This window comes from Gordonia heveisoli (assembly GCF_030315745.1).
GTDB lineage: Bacteria > Actinomycetota > Actinomycetes > Mycobacteriales > Mycobacteriaceae > Gordonia.
This window is the reverse complement of sequence record NZ_JASXSH010000003.1, coordinates 50,465-68,530: the sequence shown is the minus strand read 5'-3', so window position 1 is coordinate 68,530 and position 18,066 is coordinate 50,465. Positions and strand designations below refer to the sequence as shown.

At 66.4% G+C, this 18,066-nt stretch carries 15 protein-coding genes and 1 pseudogene; 7 read left to right on the top strand and 9 right to left on the bottom strand.

Annotated elements, in window-relative coordinates; all coding sequences use genetic code 11:
* Positions 1–202: 202 nt before the first annotated feature.
* Together QSJ18_RS03705 and QSJ18_RS03700 are read left to right on the top strand one after the other, a co-directional pair.
* Positions 203–1,590, top strand: a pseudogene (locus QSJ18_RS03705) (GMC family oxidoreductase); the annotation flags it as partial.
* A 106-nt stretch (positions 1,591–1,696) separates the two neighbouring features.
* Positions 1,697–3,247 (top strand): acyl-CoA synthetase, encoded by a 1,551-nt coding sequence (locus QSJ18_RS03700; RefSeq protein WP_286324897.1) that lies wholly within the window; start codon positions 1,697–1,699, stop codon positions 3,245–3,247.
* Positions 3,248–3,275: 28 nt separating this feature from the next.
* Here the strand turns inward: QSJ18_RS03700 and QSJ18_RS03695 are convergent, their stop codons facing one another.
* The gene (locus tag QSJ18_RS03695; RefSeq protein ID WP_286324896.1) at positions 3,276–4,904 is read right to left on the bottom strand and encodes an ABC-F family ATP-binding cassette domain-containing protein; all 1,629 of its coding nucleotides are present in this window, start codon (positions 4,902–4,904) and stop codon (positions 3,276–3,278) included.
* 85 nt (positions 4,905–4,989) lie between these two features.
* On the opposite strand from QSJ18_RS03695, the gene QSJ18_RS03690 reads away from it, so the two are divergent.
* Together QSJ18_RS03690 and QSJ18_RS03685 are read left to right on the top strand one after the other, a co-directional pair.
* Positions 4,990–5,784 (top strand): SDR family oxidoreductase, encoded by a 795-nt coding sequence (locus tag QSJ18_RS03690; protein WP_286324895.1) that lies wholly within the window; start codon positions 4,990–4,992, stop codon positions 5,782–5,784.
* A 15-nt stretch (positions 5,785–5,799) separates the two neighbouring features.
* Complete coding sequence (locus tag QSJ18_RS03685) at positions 5,800–6,906, top strand: lycopene cyclase family protein (protein ID WP_286325057.1); 1,107 nt, start codon at positions 5,800–5,802, stop codon at positions 6,904–6,906.
* Here the strand turns inward: QSJ18_RS03685 and QSJ18_RS03680 are convergent.
* Complete coding sequence (locus tag QSJ18_RS03680; protein WP_286324894.1) at positions 6,903–7,334, bottom strand: DnaJ family domain-containing protein; 432 nt, start codon at positions 7,332–7,334, stop codon at positions 6,903–6,905. The genes QSJ18_RS03685 and QSJ18_RS03680 overlap by 4 nt on opposite strands.
* 200 nt (positions 7,335–7,534) lie before the next feature.
* On the opposite strand from QSJ18_RS03680, the gene QSJ18_RS20185 reads away from it, so the two are divergent.
* Positions 7,535–7,864 (top strand): hypothetical protein, encoded by a 330-nt coding sequence (locus tag QSJ18_RS20185; protein ID WP_353507200.1) that lies wholly within the window; start codon positions 7,535–7,537, stop codon positions 7,862–7,864.
* A gap of 168 nt (positions 7,865–8,032) precedes the next feature.
* A complete protein-coding gene (locus QSJ18_RS03670) occupies positions 8,033–9,424 on the top strand; it encodes an HNH endonuclease signature motif containing protein (RefSeq protein ID WP_286324892.1) in 1,392 nt (463 codons plus the stop codon).
* Positions 9,425–9,455: 31 nt separating this feature from the next.
* Here the strand turns inward: QSJ18_RS03670 and QSJ18_RS03665 are convergent, their stop codons facing one another.
* The 7 genes from QSJ18_RS03665 to QSJ18_RS03635 form a co-directional block, all read right to left on the bottom strand.
* On the bottom strand, positions 9,456–9,836 hold the full coding sequence (locus QSJ18_RS03665) for a metal-sulfur cluster assembly factor (protein ID WP_286324891.1): 381 nt from the start codon (positions 9,834–9,836) through the stop codon (positions 9,456–9,458).
* On the bottom strand, positions 9,833–10,339 hold the full coding sequence (gene sufU, locus QSJ18_RS03660; RefSeq protein ID WP_286324890.1) for a Fe-S cluster assembly sulfur transfer protein SufU: 507 nt from the start codon (positions 10,337–10,339) through the stop codon (positions 9,833–9,835). Before sufU ends, QSJ18_RS03665 begins: the two co-directional genes overlap by 4 nt.
* 3 nt (positions 10,340–10,342) lie before the next feature.
* Complete coding sequence (locus QSJ18_RS03655) at positions 10,343–11,617, bottom strand: cysteine desulfurase (protein WP_286324889.1); 1,275 nt, start codon at positions 11,615–11,617, stop codon at positions 10,343–10,345.
* A gap of 125 nt (positions 11,618–11,742) precedes the next feature.
* Positions 11,743–12,516 (bottom strand): Fe-S cluster assembly ATPase SufC, encoded by a 774-nt coding sequence (sufC, locus tag QSJ18_RS03650; protein ID WP_286324888.1) that lies wholly within the window; start codon positions 12,514–12,516, stop codon positions 11,743–11,745.
* 44 nt (positions 12,517–12,560) lie between these two features.
* Positions 12,561–13,742: a Fe-S cluster assembly protein SufD gene (gene sufD, locus QSJ18_RS03645; protein WP_286324887.1), complete on the bottom strand. Its 1,182-nt coding sequence runs from the start codon at positions 13,740–13,742 to the stop codon at positions 12,561–12,563.
* Complete coding sequence (gene sufB, locus QSJ18_RS03640; RefSeq protein WP_286324886.1) at positions 13,742–15,208, bottom strand: Fe-S cluster assembly protein SufB; 1,467 nt, start codon at positions 15,206–15,208, stop codon at positions 13,742–13,744. Before sufB ends, sufD begins: the two co-directional genes overlap by 1 nt.
* Entirely contained in the window at positions 15,205–16,065 is an 861-nt protein-coding gene (locus QSJ18_RS03635) for a helix-turn-helix transcriptional regulator (protein WP_462475984.1), read from the bottom strand. Before QSJ18_RS03635 ends, sufB begins: the two co-directional genes overlap by 4 nt.
* Before the next feature lie 139 nt (positions 16,066–16,204).
* On the opposite strand from QSJ18_RS03635, the gene mptB reads away from it, so the two are divergent.
* Entirely contained in the window at positions 16,205–18,061 is a 1,857-nt protein-coding gene (mptB, locus tag QSJ18_RS03630) for a polyprenol phosphomannose-dependent alpha 1,6 mannosyltransferase MptB (RefSeq protein WP_286324885.1), read from the top strand.
* Positions 18,062–18,066 lie beyond the last annotated feature (5 nt).

The following is an 18,066-nucleotide window of genomic DNA, read 5'->3' as shown; positions in this document are numbered from 1 at the left end:
GAGCGTCTCACCGGGTATCCGCGCAGTCGATCCACACACAACTGGAATCCCGAATCGACCACCTAAGGTTTGCCTTGCCTTAAGTGAGTCGTGGTGTGTGGGTCATGAAATCCGACAAATCCCCCATTGTCGCGCCGTCGGCGCCGATCGCACGCCGCCGCGTCCTCGCCGGTACCGCCGGAGTCGGCGCACTCGGTTTGATCGGCGCCGGCCGATCCGTTCCGACGGCAACACCTTCGCCACCTTCTCGGCACCCGACGGCCGGGCCGCCTGGTTCAGTGACACCGTCGGTGTGACCAGTGCTGTCGGCATCCCGGTGCAGCGCTGCCCCGGGATCCTCGATCGCGTCAAAGGCCGTGGTCTCGATGCCGTCTACGGTGCGGGTGTCGGCGGCGGATCGCTGGCTTTCGGCGCCTTCACCGCGGTTCCCCGACGCGCCGACTTCGAGCACGTGTTCCCCGCCGCGGTCGATTACGACGAACTGGTCCGGACCTACTATCCGAGGGCGAAACGGATGCTTGGTGCCTCGCCACTGCCGGCCGACATCATGGCCCATCCCCGATACGTCGGCACCCGGTCGTGGCGGGCTGCGGTACGTCGCTACGGCAAGGAGCCGATCGCTTTCGACTACGCGATCGACTGGGACATCGTCCGTGCCGAACTCGACGGTCGGGCCACCGCATCCATCATCACCGGCGAACTCGGCTTCGGCGTCAACAGCGGCGCGAAGAACTCGGTGGACCGCAACTACCTGCCCGCCGCCGAGCGCACCGGCCACGTCACCATCAAACCGATGCACGAGGTCTTCGAGATCCGACCACGGTCGCGGCGACCAGGATTCGTCGTCACTGCCCGGGTTATCGACGACCAGCACCGCACCGTCCGAATCGTGCGCTCCGAAGCCGACTTCCTCTTCATGGCCGCCGGGTCGTTCCATACGACCCGAATGCTCGTCGAGGCACGCGCGACCGGCACGCTACCCCGGCTGTCCACGAAGATCGGTGCGGGTTTCGGCGCGAACGGCGACTTCCTCACCGCACGCACCGCCCTCTCCGATGACTCGGGACGCAGCAGGGTGGACCCGGATTCGGACGCGTCTACGAGGACGACATGCCAGGCGGACCCGTGTCGATGGTCTACCACTCCACGCCGCTACCGGCACCGCTCGGCCGGGCTGCCACCACCAACCTGATCCAGGTCCACACCGAGGAGCGCGGCAGCGTCGACTTCGATCGGACCACCCGGTCCGCCGTGCTGAACTACCCGTTCCCCGAGGGCAACGACCTCGACCGTCGTGGAGCCGCCTTCGCCGAGCGTTTCCGGCAGCGTGCCGAACTCCGCCACGGTCGCCCAGGTGGCATTCCCATCTATTCTCGGGCCGTCGGATTCGGCTCTGCCAGTACGTATCACGGTCTCGGCGGGGTCGTCATCAACCGCACCGCCGACGTGGACGGAGCTGTCGCGGGCTACGACAATCTGTACGTTGTCGACGGCGCGTTCGCGCCTGGTGCGGTGGGCCTGGTCAATCCGTCACTGACCATCTCGGCCCTCGCCGAGCGAACCATGGATCGCTTTCTGGCTTCGCACTGACCCGCTCGTCGCCGCTCGTGAGGGGGAAACGCGATCTCCCTCTCACGAGCGTTCGATCGGTATAGGCTCGGCGCTGAGTGTTCCCCGTCACTATCAAGGAGTTCAGTTGTTCCCAGGAGTCTTTGCCGCCACCACTCCCGACAAGCCCGCGGTCATCGCCGCGGCGACCGGCGAACAGCTGACCTACCGCCAGCTCGACGAGAATTCGACGCGACTGGCCAACCACCTGGAGGCGCTCGGCCTGCGCCCCGGCGACTGCATCGCGATGATCTCGACCAACAGCCTGCACATGTTCGAGGTGTACTGGGCGGCCCTGCGCAGTGGCCTGTACGTCACGGCGATCAACCACCATCTCACCGCCGCAGAGACCAACTACATCCTCACCGACTGCGCGGCACAGGTGCTGTTCGCCGACGCGACGATCGCCGACACCGTCGCCCAGGCCGGTCAGATCGACGCGCTGGCCACCGAAGGACATCGCATCGCCTGGAACGGGAAGATCGACGGTTTCGCCGACTACGACGTCGTCCTCGCCGAGGCATCGGACGCCAAACGCGCCGATCAGCCGCGCGGAACCGACATGCTCTACTCGTCGGGAACCACCGGACGACCGAAGGGCATCAAGACACCACGCCCGGACGGGCAGGTCGACGAGATCCCCGACACCTACACCGCCATCTTCGGACCTATGTACGGCTTCGACACCGATACCGTCTACCTCTCCCCCGCGCCGCTATATCACGCTGCGCCGCTGCGCTATTGCGGCGTCACCAACTCGACGGGCGGCACCGTCGTCTTCCTCGACCGCTTCGAACCGGAGACCGCACTCGCGGCGATCGAGAAGTACGGCGCCACCCACAGCCAGTGGGTGCCGACGATGTTCATCCGCCTGCTCAAGCTGCCCGAGGAGGTCCGCAACCGCTACGACCTGAGCAGCCTGCGGCTCGCGGTGCACGCGGCCGCACCGTGTCCGGTCGAGGTGAAACGCGCCATGATCGAATGGTGGGGTCCGGTCATTCACGAGTATTACGCCTCCACCGAGGCGGCCGGCGCCACCTTCATCGGCCCACAGGAAGCACTCGATCATCCCGGGTCGGTCGGTAAACCGTTGCTGGGTGTCGTGCATATCTGCGACGAGGACGGCGCCGAACTACCGACCGGCGAGGTCGGGCTGGTCTACTTCGAGCGCGAGTTCGTGGCTTTCGAATATCACAACGACCCGGAGAAGACCCGCAAGGCGCAGCATCCGGCCCACGAGAACTGGTCCACGTCAGGCGATGTCGGGTATGTCGACGCCGACGGGTACCTGTATCTCACCGACCGCAAGGCATTCATGATCATCTCCGGCGGAGTGAACATCTATCCGCAGGAAGCCGAGAACGTCCTGATCAACCACCCGGCCGTCTTCGACGTCGCCGTGATCGGCGTCCCCGATGCCGATCTCGGCGAGGTCGCCAAGGCGTGCGTCCAACTCGCCGACGGTGCGCTGCCGTCGGATGAACTCGCCGACGAACTATTGGCGTACACGCGCGAGCAGATCGCCGCGTACAAGACCCCGCGGTCGGTCGACTTCGTCGACGACCTGCCCCGCACGCCCACCGGCAAACTCGTCAAGGGTGAACTGCGAAAGAAGTACTGGCCGCAGACGGTCTCCTGAACCGGCCAGTTGCCCGCGCCAACCGGACTCAGGCGAGTTCGATGAGTTCCTGGTACTCGTCTGACCAATGGTCCTCGGTGCCGTCGGGCAGCAGGATGACCCGTTGCGGGTCGAGTGCGGCGGCGGCACCGGGGTCGTGGGTCACCAGCACCACGGCGCCGGTGTAGGAGCGCAGTGCGTCGAGCACCTGCTCGCGCGACACCGGATCGAGGTTGTTGGTCGGTTCGTCCAGCAGCAACACGTTGGCCGCCGACGACACCAGCCCGGCCAGGGTCAGACGGGTCTTCTCACCACCGGACAGGGTGCCCGCAGGCTGGTCGAGCTGCGGACCGGTGAACATGAAGGCGCCGAGGAGTCCGCGCAGATCCTGCTCCCCCGCGTCCGGCGCGGCGTGTCGGATGTTCTCCCACACCGACGCGTCGTCGTCGAGGGTGTCGTGTTCCTGCGCGAAATAGCCGATCTTGAGTCCGTAACCGGGTTCGAGGGTTCCGGTCTCCGGCTTCTCCACGCCCGCAAGTACTTTCAGTAGCGTCGTCTTGCCGGCGCCGTTGAGGCCGAGGACCACGACCCGGCTGCCCTTGTCGATGGCCAGGTCGACGCCGGTGAAGATCTCCAGCGAGCCGTAGCTCTTGCCCAGCCCGCTCGCCATCATCGGTGTCTTGCCGCAGGCGGCGGGTTCGGGGAAGCGGATCTTCGCGGTGCGGTCGGCCACCCGCTCGTCGTCGAGTTCGGAGAGCATGCGGTCGGCGCGTTTGAGCATGTTCTGCGCGGCCGTCGCCTTGGTCGCCTTTGCGCCCAGCTTGGCGGCCTGGCTGCGTAACGCCGACGCCTTCTTCTCGGCGTTGGCCCGCTCGCGGCGACGACGCTGTTCGTCGGTGGCACGCGCATCCAGATAGCGCTTCCAGCCCATGTTGTAGATGTCGGCCTCGCCACGCACGGCGTCGAGGAACCACACCCGGTTGACCACGTCGGCGAGCAGGTCGACGTCGTGGCTGATCACCACCAGGCCGCCCTCGTGGTTCTGCAGGAAGCCGCGCAGCCAGGTGATGGAGTCGGCGTCGAGGTGGTTGGTCGGCTCGTCGAGGAGCAGCGTCGTCGACGACTTTCCCGCGTCGTCGGAGGCCGCGAACAGGATTCGTGCCAGCTCGATACGTCGACGCTGACCGCCGGACAGGGTGCGCAGGGGCTGCGCGAGGACACGGTCGGGCAGGCCCAGGCTGTGGCAGATGCGGGCGGCCTCGGATTCGGCGACGTAGCCGCCGAGCGCGGCGAAGCGTTCCTCGAGGCGGCCGTACTTCGCGATCGCCTTGTCGCGGGTGCGGTCATCGGCAGCCTCGGCCATCACCCCTTGCTGCTTCTCCATGTCGCGCAGGATCTCGTCGAGTCCACGCGCGGAGAGGACCCGGTCCTTGGCCAGGACGTCGAGGTCGCCCTCCTTGGGATCCTGCGGCAGGTATCCGAGGTCACCGGAGCGACGGACCGTGCCCGCATAGGGTTCGGTCTCGCCGGCCAGGATGCGCAGGGTGGTCGTCTTCCCCGCGCCGTTGCGGCCGACGAGGCCGATCCGGTCGCCGGGCTGAATACGCAGGGCATCGCCGGGGGCCGACAGCAGAGTCCGCGCACCCGCCCGAACCTCAAGGTCTGTCGCGGTGATCACGGCGTTTGAGTCTACCTGCGGATTCGGGGCCGATTTCGCACCGGACCCGCCGCGACGCCCGGGCCTCGGCCGATATCGTGGCAGCGTGACGCAATCCACAGGTTTTCCGAGTACATCCGATCTGACCGGCAAGTCCGCCCTGGTGACCGGCGCGAGTCGCGGCATCGGGCTGGGTATCGCCACCGAACTGGCGCGCCGCGGTGCGGCGGTGGTGATCACCGGACGCAAGCCCGAGCCGCTGACCGCCGCCGCCGAGGAGATCCGCACGGCGGTGCCCGGCGCCACGGTCACCGCGTGCCCCGGCAACACCGGCGACGAGGCCCACCGTGCCGAGGCCGTCGCGGCGACCGTCACCAACGGTGGTGGCATCGACATCCTGATCAACAACACCGGCATCAACCCGGTCTTCGGACCGTTGATGGACGCCGATCTGGGTGCCGTGCGCAAGATCTTCGATACCAACGTGGTGGCCGCACTCGGTTTCATCCAGGAGGCCTTCCGCGCCGGCATGAAGGACAACGGCGGCTCGGTGGTGAACATCGCCTCGGTGGCGGGTATCCGCTCGACCGGTGTCATCGCCGCCTATGGCGCGTCTAAGGCGGCCATGATCCGGCTGACCGCAGAACTCGCCTGGGAGCTGGGCCCAAACAAGATCCGGGTCAATGCCATCGCCCCGGCCATCGTGCGCACCAAGTTCGCCAAGGACCTCATCGCCGGTGACAACGAGCAACGGGCGATCGCGGGCTATCCGCTCGGCCGTCTGGGCGAGACCGAGGACATCGCTCGCGCGGCAGCATTCTTGGCCGGCGACGAATCCGCCTGGATCACCGGTGAATGTCTGGCTGTCGACGGCGGCCTGCTGTCCACCGGCAGCATGTAGCCCACTTCCACGGTGATGTCCGACGTGATCGTCGTCGGCGCCGGACCCGCCGGTCGTGCCCTCGCGGCGCGGCTGGCGGTCCGCGACGTCGACGTCACCCTCGTCGATCCGCATGCCGCTCGCCCATGGTCGGCGACCTACGGCTGCTGGACCGACGAACTGCCCGAGTGGCTGGACGCGGGCACGATCGCCGCCCAGACCGCCGGGGTTCGCGTGTACACCAGCACGCAGGGAACCGATGTCCCTCGCGGCTACTCCATCTTCGACTCGGCCGCGCTGGCCACCAGCCTGCATTCCCCGCGGATCCGGCACGTCACCGCGCGAGCCGTGCGGGTGGATGACCGTCGGGTGACCCTCGACGATGGTCGGGTGCTGACCGGGGTCGTCATCGATGCGCGCGGGACGTCCGGGGCCGGGCCCCGACAGACCGCCTTCGGAGTGATGGTTGCCGAGTCGTCGGCGGCCCCCGTACTCGACGGCGCCCCCGCGATACTGATGGACTGGCGCCCCGCATCCACCGCCGATCGCCCCGACACCTTCCTGTACGCGGTGCCACTCGGCGATGGCCGGGTGCTGCTGGAGGAGACATGCCTCATCGGCGATCCGGCACCGTCCCCGAATATGCTGCGCGAGCGACTGTTCCGCCGCCTCGACGGATTCGGGATACTCCCCGCCGACACCGATGCCATCGAGCGGGTGTCCTTCCGGGTGACCGGTACGACGCCGCATCCATGGCGCGCGAGTCCACTACTGTTCGGTGCGCGTGCCGGTCTGATGCACCCGGCCACCGGCTACAGCGTGGCGGCGTCCCTGTCGGTGGCCGACGAGGTCGCCACGGCCCTGTCCGCCGGTGCCGACCCGCGCGGCGTGCTCTGGCCGGCCGCGGCCCGCACGGTACATCGTCTGCGCCACATCGGTTCCCGAGCGCTGCTACGGATGGGGCCGGACGCCACCGCGGGCTTCTTCGGCACCTTCTTCGGATTGCCCGTCGACGTTCAGCGCACCTACCTGTCCAGCCGCACCGATGTTGCCGGTGTCGGCGCCGCGATGGCGCGCACCATGATGCACACCGACATGGCAACGAGATGGACGCTGGCCCGCGCCGCAATACCCGGCGGCTAACGAAGCTCTCGCCACCGGGCGATCATCTCCTCGACGTCGACGGTCCGCGCGATCAGATGCGACGCGGGACCGAGCGTCGGACGCAGCCGGTCCTGCTTCACACGGGTATTGAAGTCAGCCAGGATGGCGCGGACGGCATCCTCATCGTGGAACTCCCGCAACGATTCCGGGAACGACTCCCGCTCCTTGCGCAGTTGCAGGGTGGGCGGCAGCAGGGCCGACGAATCCAGATTCTCGTCACGAATCTTCTGCTTCGCCCACCAGTCGGGATCGTCGAGTCCCGACAAATCCAGCGGCCGACCCATCCCCGGCAGATTGTCGAAGTCCCCGCGCTCGGTGGCCTCGCGGATCATCTTCTCCACCCGCGACTCCCCGACCGGCGGCCGCCATCGGCGGACCCGTCGGAACCGGCGATCGGGATCGGTCATGACTCCAGCGTGCCACGAATCCACTGTGACAGCAGGCCTCGTGCGAATCGAGATCGGTTGCGGGATCGGACTTCACGGCCCACAATCAGATTCATCTGACTAGCCGACTTTCGCTCGAACTCGTCGGTGTGTGGAAGATGTGACATCCATTTGCAAATGCGGAGAAGACCAATGACGCCGCCGATGGCGGGGTCGATGTCGTGGCAACCGGCGCTGTCGCCCAGGTCAAATGGCAGAACAAGCAGGTCGGTCGGCCCGATACGCAACGACTGGTTGGAGCCTGGTACCAACGGCAGAGCAAATGGAAGAGGAATGAGAAGATGCTCTTCTTCGCCAAGAGCCCGTATAGCAAGCAGGTATTGGTCGTGCTTCTGGCAATGCTCGCGGCCGGCGCCTTCCTGAGTTATCTCGGAATCCACGCTGTTGCGTCAGGCCTCGCATTCAGCGGTGTGGCGTACTTGGCCAGCGCAATGGTGTTGATCGGAGCAGTCGTTGCGATCATATGGTGGATATGTCAGCTCGACGAGTGATATCGGACGGCACCCGCGCGGCGCATCAACCCCGCCACGGACGACTGATTCTTGTCGGTACCCCGCGATAGAGTGTGGTCACAGTCACAGCGCGAGGGGGTGAAGCGGGACGTGATCCAGACCTTGACTTATATCCATCCGGTCACCGATGACCGTCTTCTCTCGACCATGCGATCATCGGAGGTCGCCGACACCGCCCGCGCCGCCCAACGCGTCGCGCGTCAGGCTGAAGCTCGAATGGTCCTGTGCGCCTATCAGATCGGCCGCGACATCCATGAGCAGTTCCTCACCGGCGACCGGCGAAGCACGGTGGTCGACCGGCACATCGCCGACTCCGCACTCAAAGTCGCCGTCGCCGAAGTCTCGCTGCAACTGAAGATCTCCCGCACCCAGGCCTCGAAATGGATCGATCTGGCCGATCGGCTGACCGACCTCCCCGAGATTCGCCTGTCGTTCCTGGCCGGCGACCATGCGCTGTCCCGAATCGTGTTGATCGCCAATGCCCTCATGCTGCTCGACGCCGATGTGCGCGAGGGTGCGCAGACCGTCGCTCTGGATCTGGCCGAGCGTTACACCGCCGACCGGGTGTTGCGCGACCAGCTCAGCGAACTCGTCATCACCCTCGACCCCGACAAGGCCACCGACGCGCGCGAGGACTTCGCCGAACGTCACCAGAACGTCATCATCCGCGATGAAGCCCACGGCCACACCGACATCGACGCCACCGTCCCCGCCGAACACGGCCTTTGGCTGTGCAAGAAGATTGCCGCACTGGTCGCCGACCGAGTGTGTCCGGCCGATCCACGCCCACTCGGACGCCGCCGTGTCGTCGCACTGGCCGAACTTCACGGGCTACCCGGCGCACGGCTGAGCTGCGAATGCGGACGAGCAGACTGCCCGAAACATATTGCCGCACCGCACGATACGGACCACACCAACAGTGATACCGACGCCAACAGTGATACCGACACCGCCAGCGATGCTCCGGCGCAGACCGAGTCTGCAATCGACTCTGACGCGGTCACGTCGCCGTTGACCGTCGTCACCGATCCCACCGGCATCGAGGTACCGCACCTGCTCGGCTACGGTGCGCTCGATCCGGCACACGCCGACGAGATCGCCGATCTCGGGATCGTCAGCCCGATCGCGATGTCGCAGAGCACAATTTCCGAAGTGTCGGGATTATTCATCCCGGATTCCCAGTTGGCCCCGGTGCTCGACCCGACCGGCCACGGCGGATATCGGACCGCACCACCAGGCGCACTGTCCTATCGACCGTCACCGCGTATGCGCGCACAGATCATCGCCACCGACCGGATCTGCCGCTACCCCATGTGTGGACGCGCCGCCGACGACTGCCAACTCGATCACCTTGTCCCCTTCGACCACGACAACCCCGAACTCGGTGGTTGGACGGTCGCCGGCAACCTGATCCCGCTGTGCACTCCGGACCATCACCGCAAACATCTCGGATTGTGGATACCGACGATGCACCGTGACCGCACCGTGAGCTGGCACAACCCGGCGACCGGTCAGACCGTACTCACCCGACCACGCTGAACCGACACCACGCTGCCTTCAGACGGGTCCGTCAGACCGTGAATCCCAACGCGCGCAGCTGTTCACGGCCGTCGTCGGTGATCTTGTCCGGACCCCACGGCGGCAGCCACACCCAGTTGATCTCCATGTCGGTGCACAGTCCGGTGGTGACCAGCGCGCTACGCGTCTGATCCTCGATGACGTCGGTCAACGGACAGGCCGCCGACGTGAGCGTCATGTCGATCTTGGCGACGGCGTCGTCAGTGATCTCGATGCCGTAGACCAGGCCGAGGTCGACGACGTTGATGCCGAGTTCCGGGTCGACGACGTCCCGCATGGCCTCTTCGACATCGTCGAGGGCGGGCAGCGAGGTCGACGGACCGGCCTGGGCGTCGACGATCGCCTCGTCGGGGGTCTGGGTTGTCTCACTCATGCTGACTCCGCTTCTGTTCGAGCGTCTTGTGTTCGGACACCGTGGGTGACACCGGCAGCGGTATCACCCACCGTCTGGGCCAAGGCGTCCTTGAATGCCATCCAGCCGAGCAGCGCACATTTGACCCGGGCCGGATACTTACTGACACCGCTGAACGCGATGCCGTCACCGATCAGATCCTCGTCTCCGGTGTCCTTGCCGCGCGAGGTCATCATCGCCGAGAACGAGTCGAGCATCGCCATCGCATCATCAACATCTGCACCAACAAGCTGATCGAAGAGCACCGATGTGGACGCCTGCGAGATCGAGCAACCCTGCCCGTCATAGGAGATGTCGGCGACGGTGTGCCCGTCGTCGGATAGCGCGACGCGCAGCGTCACCTCGTCGCCACATGTCGGATTGACGTGGTGAACCTCCGCGCCGAAGGGCTCACGAAGACCTCGACCGTGCGGATGTTTGTAGTGGTCCAGGATCACGTCCTGGTACATCTGCTCCATACGCATGGGTCAGACCGTCCCGAAGAAGCGTTGCGCGGCAACGATTCCCTCCGCCAGCGCATCGACCTCGGCCAGGGTGTTGTAGGCCGCGAAAGAGGCCCGCGCGGTGGCCGCGACGCCGAACCGGCGATGCAGCGGCCACGCACAATGGTGCCCGACCCGGATCGCGACACCCGCGTCGTCGAGGATCTGCCCCAGATCGTGGGCGTGAATGCCGTCCACGAGGAAAGACACCGCACCACCACGGTTCTCGGTGGTGGTCGGCCCGACGATCCGCAGACCATCGATCGCAGTCAGCCGCTCCAACGCATAATCGACCAACGAATGTTCGTGTGCGGCAACCGCATCCATGCCGAGCGCCGACAGATACCGCACCGCGGCGCCGAGCCCGACCGCCTGCGAGGTCATCGGCACGCCTGCTTCGAAACGCTGCGGCGGAGGTGCGTAGGTCGAACCCTCCATGGTGACGGTCTCGATCATCGACCCGCCGGTGATGAACGGCGGCAGCGCGGCGAGCAGTTCGGCACGACCGTAGAGTGCGCCGACACCCGACGGACCGAACATCTTGTGCCCGGAGAAGGCCGCGAAATCGACACCCAGGGCAGCGAAGTCGACCGCCATATGCGGCACCGACTGGCAGGCGTCGAGCACCACCAGTGCACCGACCGCCCGCGCCCGTCGAACCACCTCGGGGACGTCGAGGACCGCGCCGGTCACATTGGACTGGTGGGTCAGCGACACGATCTTGACGGTGTCGTCGAGTTCCAGCGAGTCGAGATCGACGCGACCGTCCTCAGTCACCGCATACCAACGCAGCGTGGCCCCCGTGCGGCGCGAGAGCTCCTGCCACGGGACGAGATTCGCGTGATGCTCGAGTTCGCTGATGACGATCGTGTCGCCGGCGCCCAACGGCTTGCCGCCGAGAAGGTCCGCGCTGCGGTCGTCGCCGAGCGTGTAGGCGACCAGATTCAGCGACTCGGTGGCGTTCTTGGTGAAGACCAACTCATCGGCACCGACACCGACGAAGCGCGCGATGGTCTCGCGGGCGTCCTCGAAGGCATCGGTGGCCTCCTCGGCCAGCTGATGCGCACCACGATGGACCGCCGCATTGTGGGTGGTCAGGAACTCCCGCTCCGCGTCCAGCACCTGGACCGGCCGTTGCGAGGTGGCCCCCGAATCGAGATACACCAACGGCTTCGAGTCACGCACGGTGCGCGACAGGATCGGGAAGTCGGCACGGATGGCCTCGACGTCGAAACCGCCCGCCGACCCCACTGCGCTCAATGAGGTTGCGGTGCTCGATGACGCTGCGATACTCGATGACGCTGCGATACTCGATGACGCTGAGGTCGTCTGCGATGAGAGTGTCACCGACGACACCTCCTTCGATGGTCGTCCCGGAAGTGGACTCAGCCCGCCTTGGCGGCCGAGGTGAACCGCACGTAGCCGTTCTCCTCGAGTTCGTCGGCGAGTTCGGGTCCCGCCGACTCGACGACTCGCCCGTTGACGAAGACGTGCACGAAATCGGGCTTGATGTAGCGCAGGATCCGCGTGTAGTGCGTGATCAGCAGGATGCCGCCGTTCTCGCGCTCCTTGTAGCGGTTCACACCCTCGGAGACGACGCGCAGCGCGTCGACGTCGAGACCAGAGTCGGTCTCGTCGAGGATCGCGATCCGCGGCTTGAGCAGGTCGAGCTGAAGGATCTCGTGCCGCTTCTTCTCACCGCCGGAGAATCCCTCGTTGACGCTGCGCTCACCGAAGGCCGGATCGATCTCCAGCGCGCTCATCGCCTCCTTGGTCTCCTTGACCCAGTGACGCAGCTTCGGCGCCTCGCCACGCACGGCGGTGGCCGCGGTGCGCAGGAAGTTCGACATCGAGACACCGGGCACCTCGACCGGATACTGCATCGCCAGGAACAGTCCGGCGCGCGCCCGCTCGTCGACACTCATCTCCAGTACGTCTTCACCATCGAGGGTGATCGTCCCCTGGGTGACCTCATACTTCGGATGGCCGGCGATGGCGTAGGACAGCGTCGACTTGCCCGACCCGTTCGGCCCCATGATGGCGTGCGTCTCCCCCGACTTCACGGTCAGATCGACACCCTTGAGGATGTTGATGGGTTCCGCTTCGGAGTCGGACTGGGCGACATTCACGTGCAGGTCGCGGATTTCGAGTGTGGTCACGTTTGGTTCCTCGTACTAGCTGGTGGGCTGTGGTGGTGTGGGCGTCAGGCGCCGGCGTTCTCGAGTTCGGCCTCGATGGCCGCCTCGAGGCGCTCGCGAAGTTCGGGTACCGAGATCTTGGCGATGACCTCGCCGAAGAAGCCACGGATGACCAGGCGGCGGGCCTGATCCTCGGGGATACCGCGCGCCTGTAGGTAGAAGAGCTGCTCGTCGTCGAAACGTCCGGTGGCACTGGCGTGCCCGGCGCCGACGATCTCGCCCGTCTCGATCTCCAGGTTCGGCACCGAATCGGCGCGCGCACCATCGGTCAGGACGAGGTTGCGATTGAGCTCGAAGGTGTCGGTGCCCTCGGCGGCCGGACGGATCAGCACGTCGCCGATCCACACGGTGTGCGCCTCGCGGCTGCGGTCACCGGAATTGTCGCCCTGCAGTGCGCCCTTGTAGACGACGTTGGAACGGCAGTTCGGTTGGCTGTGATCGACGAGGAGACGCTGCTCGAGGTGCTGGCCGGCGTCGGCGAAGTACAGACCCCACAGTTCGACGTCGCCACCCGGCGCGTCGTAATGCACCACCGGCGACAGACGGACCAGGTCGCCGCCCAGGCTGATCGCGAAGTGGCGGACCACCGCGTCACGTCCGACCCGGATGTGATGGGCGGCCACGTGCACGGTGTCGTCGGCCCAGTCGTGGACGTTGACGACGGTCAGCGACGCCTGGTCCCCGACGACGAACTCGATGTTCTCGGCGAAGGTGCCGCTGCCCTTCTGGTCGATGACGACGACCGCGCGGGCAAAGGCTTCGAGCCGGATCTGCAGATGACCGAAAGCCACCTCGCCGACGCCCGGTCCGTCGATCCGAACGATCACCGGCTCGGCGAGCTCGGTCTCCTTGGCGACGGTCACGACGGTGGCCTGGGTGAACGACGAGTATGCCTGTGCCGCGACCCGATCGAACGGAACACCGCCCTGGCCGAGTCGTTCGTCGTCGCGTCCGACGGTGTCGACGGTGACCCCGTCGGTGACACCCTCGACGACGACCCGCGCGTCACCGCTGCGCACCGCGGAACCGTCGTGCAGACCACGCAGGCGGCGGAACGGCGTGAACCGCCAAGCCTCCTCGCGCGGAGCCGGGACCTCGAAGGCCTCGACATCGAAGGAGGTGAACATCTCGCCCTTGTTGACAGCGAGAGCGGCGGCGCCGGGCGCCGGGAGTGTGGGGTCAGCCATCAGCCGACAGCTCCTTCCATCTGGAGTTCGATCAGCCGGTTGAGCTCGAGCGCGTATTCCATCGGCAGTTCCTTGGCGATCGGCTCGACGAAGCCACGCACCACCATCGCCATCGCCTCATCCTCGGTCAGACCGCGGCTCATCAGGTAGAACAGCTGATCGTCGGAGACCTTGGAGACGGTGGCCTCGTGGCCCATCGTCACGTCGTCCTCGCGGATGTCGACGTACGGGTAGGTGTCACTGCGCGAGATCGTGTCGACCAGCAGCGCATCACACTTCACCGTCGAACGGCTTCCGTGTGCACCCGGGTTGATCTTGATCAGGCCACGGTAGGAGGCGCGACCGCCACCACGGGCGACCGACTTCGACACGATGTTGCTCGAGGTGTTGGGTGCCAGGTGGACCATCTTCGAGCCGGTGTCCTGATGCTGTCCCTCCCCGGCGAACGCCACCGAGAGCACCTCGCCCTTGGCGTGCTCACCGGTCAGCCAGACGGCCGGGTACTTCATGGTCACCTTGGAACCGATGTTGCCGTCGATCCACTCCATGGTGGCGCCCGCCTCGGCCTTGGCACGCTTGGTGACCAGGTTGTAGACGTTGTTCGACCAGTTCTGGATGGTGGTGTAGCGGCAGCGGCCGCCCTTCTTCACGATGATCTCGACGACCGCGGAATGGAGCGAGTCGGTCTTGTAGATCGGTGCGGTACAGCCCTCGACGTAATGCACGTACGCACCCTCGTCGACGATGATCAGCGTCCGCTCGAACTGACCCATGTTCTCGGTGTTGATCCGGAAGTAGGCCTGCAGCGGGATATCGACGTGCACACCCGGCGGGACATAGATGAACGAGCCGCCGGACCACACGGCGGTGTTCAGCGCGGAGAACTTGTTGTCGCCAGCCGGAATCACCGAACCGAAGTACTCCTGGAAGATCTCCGGATGCTCCTTGAGACCGGTGTCGGTGTCGAGGAAGATGACGCCCTGCTGCTCCAGGTCCTCACGGATCTGGTGGTAGACGACCTCGGACTCGTACTGCGCCGCGACACCGGCGACCAGCCGCTGCTTCTCGGCCTCCGGGATGCCCAGCCGGTCGTAGGTGTTCTTGATGTCCTCGGGCAACTCGTCCCAGGTCGCGGCCTGCTTCTCGGTGGACCGCACGAAGTACTTGATGTTGTCGAAGTCGATGCCGTCGAGTTCGCCACCCCAGTGCGGCATCGGCTTGCGATCGAAGATCTTGAGCGCCTTCAGGCGCTGCTCCAGCATCCATTCCGGCTCATTCTTCTTGCCGGAGATGTCGGTGACGACCGCCTCGGACAGGCCACGCTGCGCACTGGCGCCGGCGACGTCGGAATCCGACCAGCCGTAGCCGTAGTTGCCGAGCGAGGCGATCGTTTCCTCCTGCGACAGCGCGGCCGGCTTCGGCGCGCCGTCGCGCGGGTTCGTCACGGTGGGATCGGTGACTGTCATCGCGAGACCTTTCGGGTCGTCCCCTGCTGGGGTTTCGGGAGTCGAGCGGACGCGGGCTGCGTGTCGCGCTCGGGCCGGTCGTGCTGGTCCGTCCCCGTGTCGGGGCCGGGAGTCGGCGCACCACCGACCGGTGGCATCGCCGGGTGTAGCGGTACGTGGGTGGTGCAGGCGCAGTCGCCGTTGGCGATGGTCGCCAGCCGCTGGACGTGGGTGCCGAGAAGTTCGGTGAAGACCTCGGTCTCGGCTTCGCACAGCTCCGGAAACTCCGTCGCCACGTGGGCGACCGGGCAGTGGTGCTGGCAGATCTGGACGCCGGTACCCACCTCGCGGGTGTTCGCCGAGTACCCGGCGACGGTCAGTGCGTCGGCGATCTGACCCACCGTCGCGGCCACGTCCCCGGTGCCGTCGGAGGGCTCGACGCCGGCGACGATGCGTTCCACCCGTTCCCGGGCGAACTCGTAGACGGCGTCCTCACCGGCAACGTCGCGAAGCTTCCGCATCGCCGCGCCGGCCAGGTCGTCGTACGCGTGACGCAATTTGCCCCGGCCTCGCGCGGTCAACTGGAACCACTTCGCCGGCCGGCCACGGCCACGCTGGCCGAACCCCGACGACGACGTCTCCACGTCACCCGCATCGACCAGCGCCTCCAGGTGGCGACGCACCCCGGCAGCGGAGATCCCGAGCCGCTCGGCGATCTCACCGGCGGTCAGCGGGCCGTCCTCGACGAGCAGAGTCACCACGGCAGCACGGGTCTGACCGTCGTGATTGATCGCCGCGCCGGGATCGGCGGCCGCATTCTCGGCGGAATTCGACATGCGGGTACCCACGCCAGTGGGTAGCGCATCGTCGGTCCGCATGGTTTTCACAACACAAGTGTGTCGTAATTGATTCCGCCGATCCAGCAAGGGTGCCCTTATCCACACTCCACCCATCGAATCCGACGACGCGTCGCAGGGCGATGTCGGCTTTCTGTTCTGCGCCGATTAGAGTCTCCCTGTGCCCGAAACCACAGTCCTGCGGCGGACGCTGGACTACTTCGGACTGAGCAAGTCCACACCGGCCGCCACCGACGACGACGCGACCGACCGGCCCGGCGATTACGGCAAGACCGTTGCACGTCTCCACGACGACGAGCGTGAGGTAGGCCCGCTCAACGCCGAAGAGTCCCGCCGCCTCCGTCGTATCAAACTGTTCGGCGCCACCGGATCGGTCTTGATCCTGATCGGCTCGCTCGGCACCGGCGCCATCCCGGTGTTGCAGAACCCGGTCGCCGGTATGCGTGTCCTCTCCCTGCCGTCCCGGATGTTCGGGACCGCACTGGCCCTGTCCATCGGCGGCACCATCACCCTCGTGGTGGCCTGGCTCCTGCTGGGCAGATTCGCGATCGGGCGGCTGTCGGTAGAGGTACGTCAAGGCCGTAGTCCCGAACGGCGGATGAGTCGCGGCCAGGCCGACCGCACCCTGCTCCTGTGGATCACGCCCATCGTGCTGGCGCCACCACTGCTCAGCAAGGACGTGTACTCGTACCTCGCACAGAGCGCGATCGCCTATCAGGGCCAGGACCCCTACTCGGTGAGCCCGGTCCGCGGACTCGGGGTCGAACACATCCTGACCCGATCGGTACCCAATCTGTGGCGCGACACCCCGGCCCCCTACGGCCCGCTGTTCCTGTGGATCGGCGAGGGTGTCACGGCCGTCACCGGCAGTAACATCACGGCCGCGATCTTCCTACACCGCCTCATCGCGCTCGTGGGGGTGGCCCTGATCGTGTGGGCACTGCCCCGGCTGGCCCGGCGCTGCGGTGTCTCGTCGGTGGCCGCGATCTGGCTCGGTGCCATGAATCCGATCCTGATCCTGCATCTGGTCGGCGGCATCCACAACGAGGCGCTCATGCTCGGCATGATGCTGGTCGGCCTGGAGTTCAGCTTCCGCGCGATCTACGGAAGCGACCGACTCCGGAAGCCGGGCACCTTCATGCCCAGCCGCAGCGGCTGGATCCTGATCGGCGGCGCGGCAATCTTGTCCGCCTCGGCGATGGTCAAGTTCACCGCGGTTCTCGCCCTGGGCTTCGTCGGGATCGCCCTGGCCATGCGCTGGGGCGCCACCCTGCCCGCACTTCGGCACGCGCCCATCCGGCAATGGTGGCAACGGTCGAGTAGGACCGTCGGGGCGCTGTGCGCATCGGCGGCGTTCTACGCCATCGTGCTGGGCGTCGTCACCGTCGTGATCTGCCTCGGTACCGGACTCGGCTTCGGCTGGACCGGCACGCTGACGACCGGTGAGATCGTCCGGTCGTGGATGTCCATGCCGACCCTGCTGTCGGTGAGTACCGGCCACGTCGGCGTCTTCCTCGGTCTCGGTGACCACACCGACGCGATCCTCGAGGTGGCACGCCCGTTCGCCCAGCTGGTAGCGGCGATCATCGTGCTGCGCTGGATGCTGGCGACCCTGGGCGGACGGCTACACCCGCTCGGCGGCCTCGGTGTGTCAATGGCCACAATCGTGTTGCTCTTCCCCTTCGTGCAGGCCTGGTATCTGCTGTGGGCGGTCATCCCGCTGGCCGCCTGGGCGACCCGCCCCTGGTTCCGGCTGCTGACGATCGCGGCGTCGGCGATCATCGCGATCGTCGTGATGCCCACCAGTTCCAACACCAGCGGAGTCGTACTCGCACAAGGCGTTCTGGCGGGCGTCATCATGGTGGCGGTCCTGACCGCCATCTTCTTCGAAGAAGATCCGTTCACGCGTCGACGTCGACGTCGGCAAGCGGAGATCGCCGCCGCCGACACCCCCGCGGACGAGGAGAACCCGGCGAGCACGCGTTTTTCGTCCGAGGCCCCCGACCGCCTAGTCTGACCAGT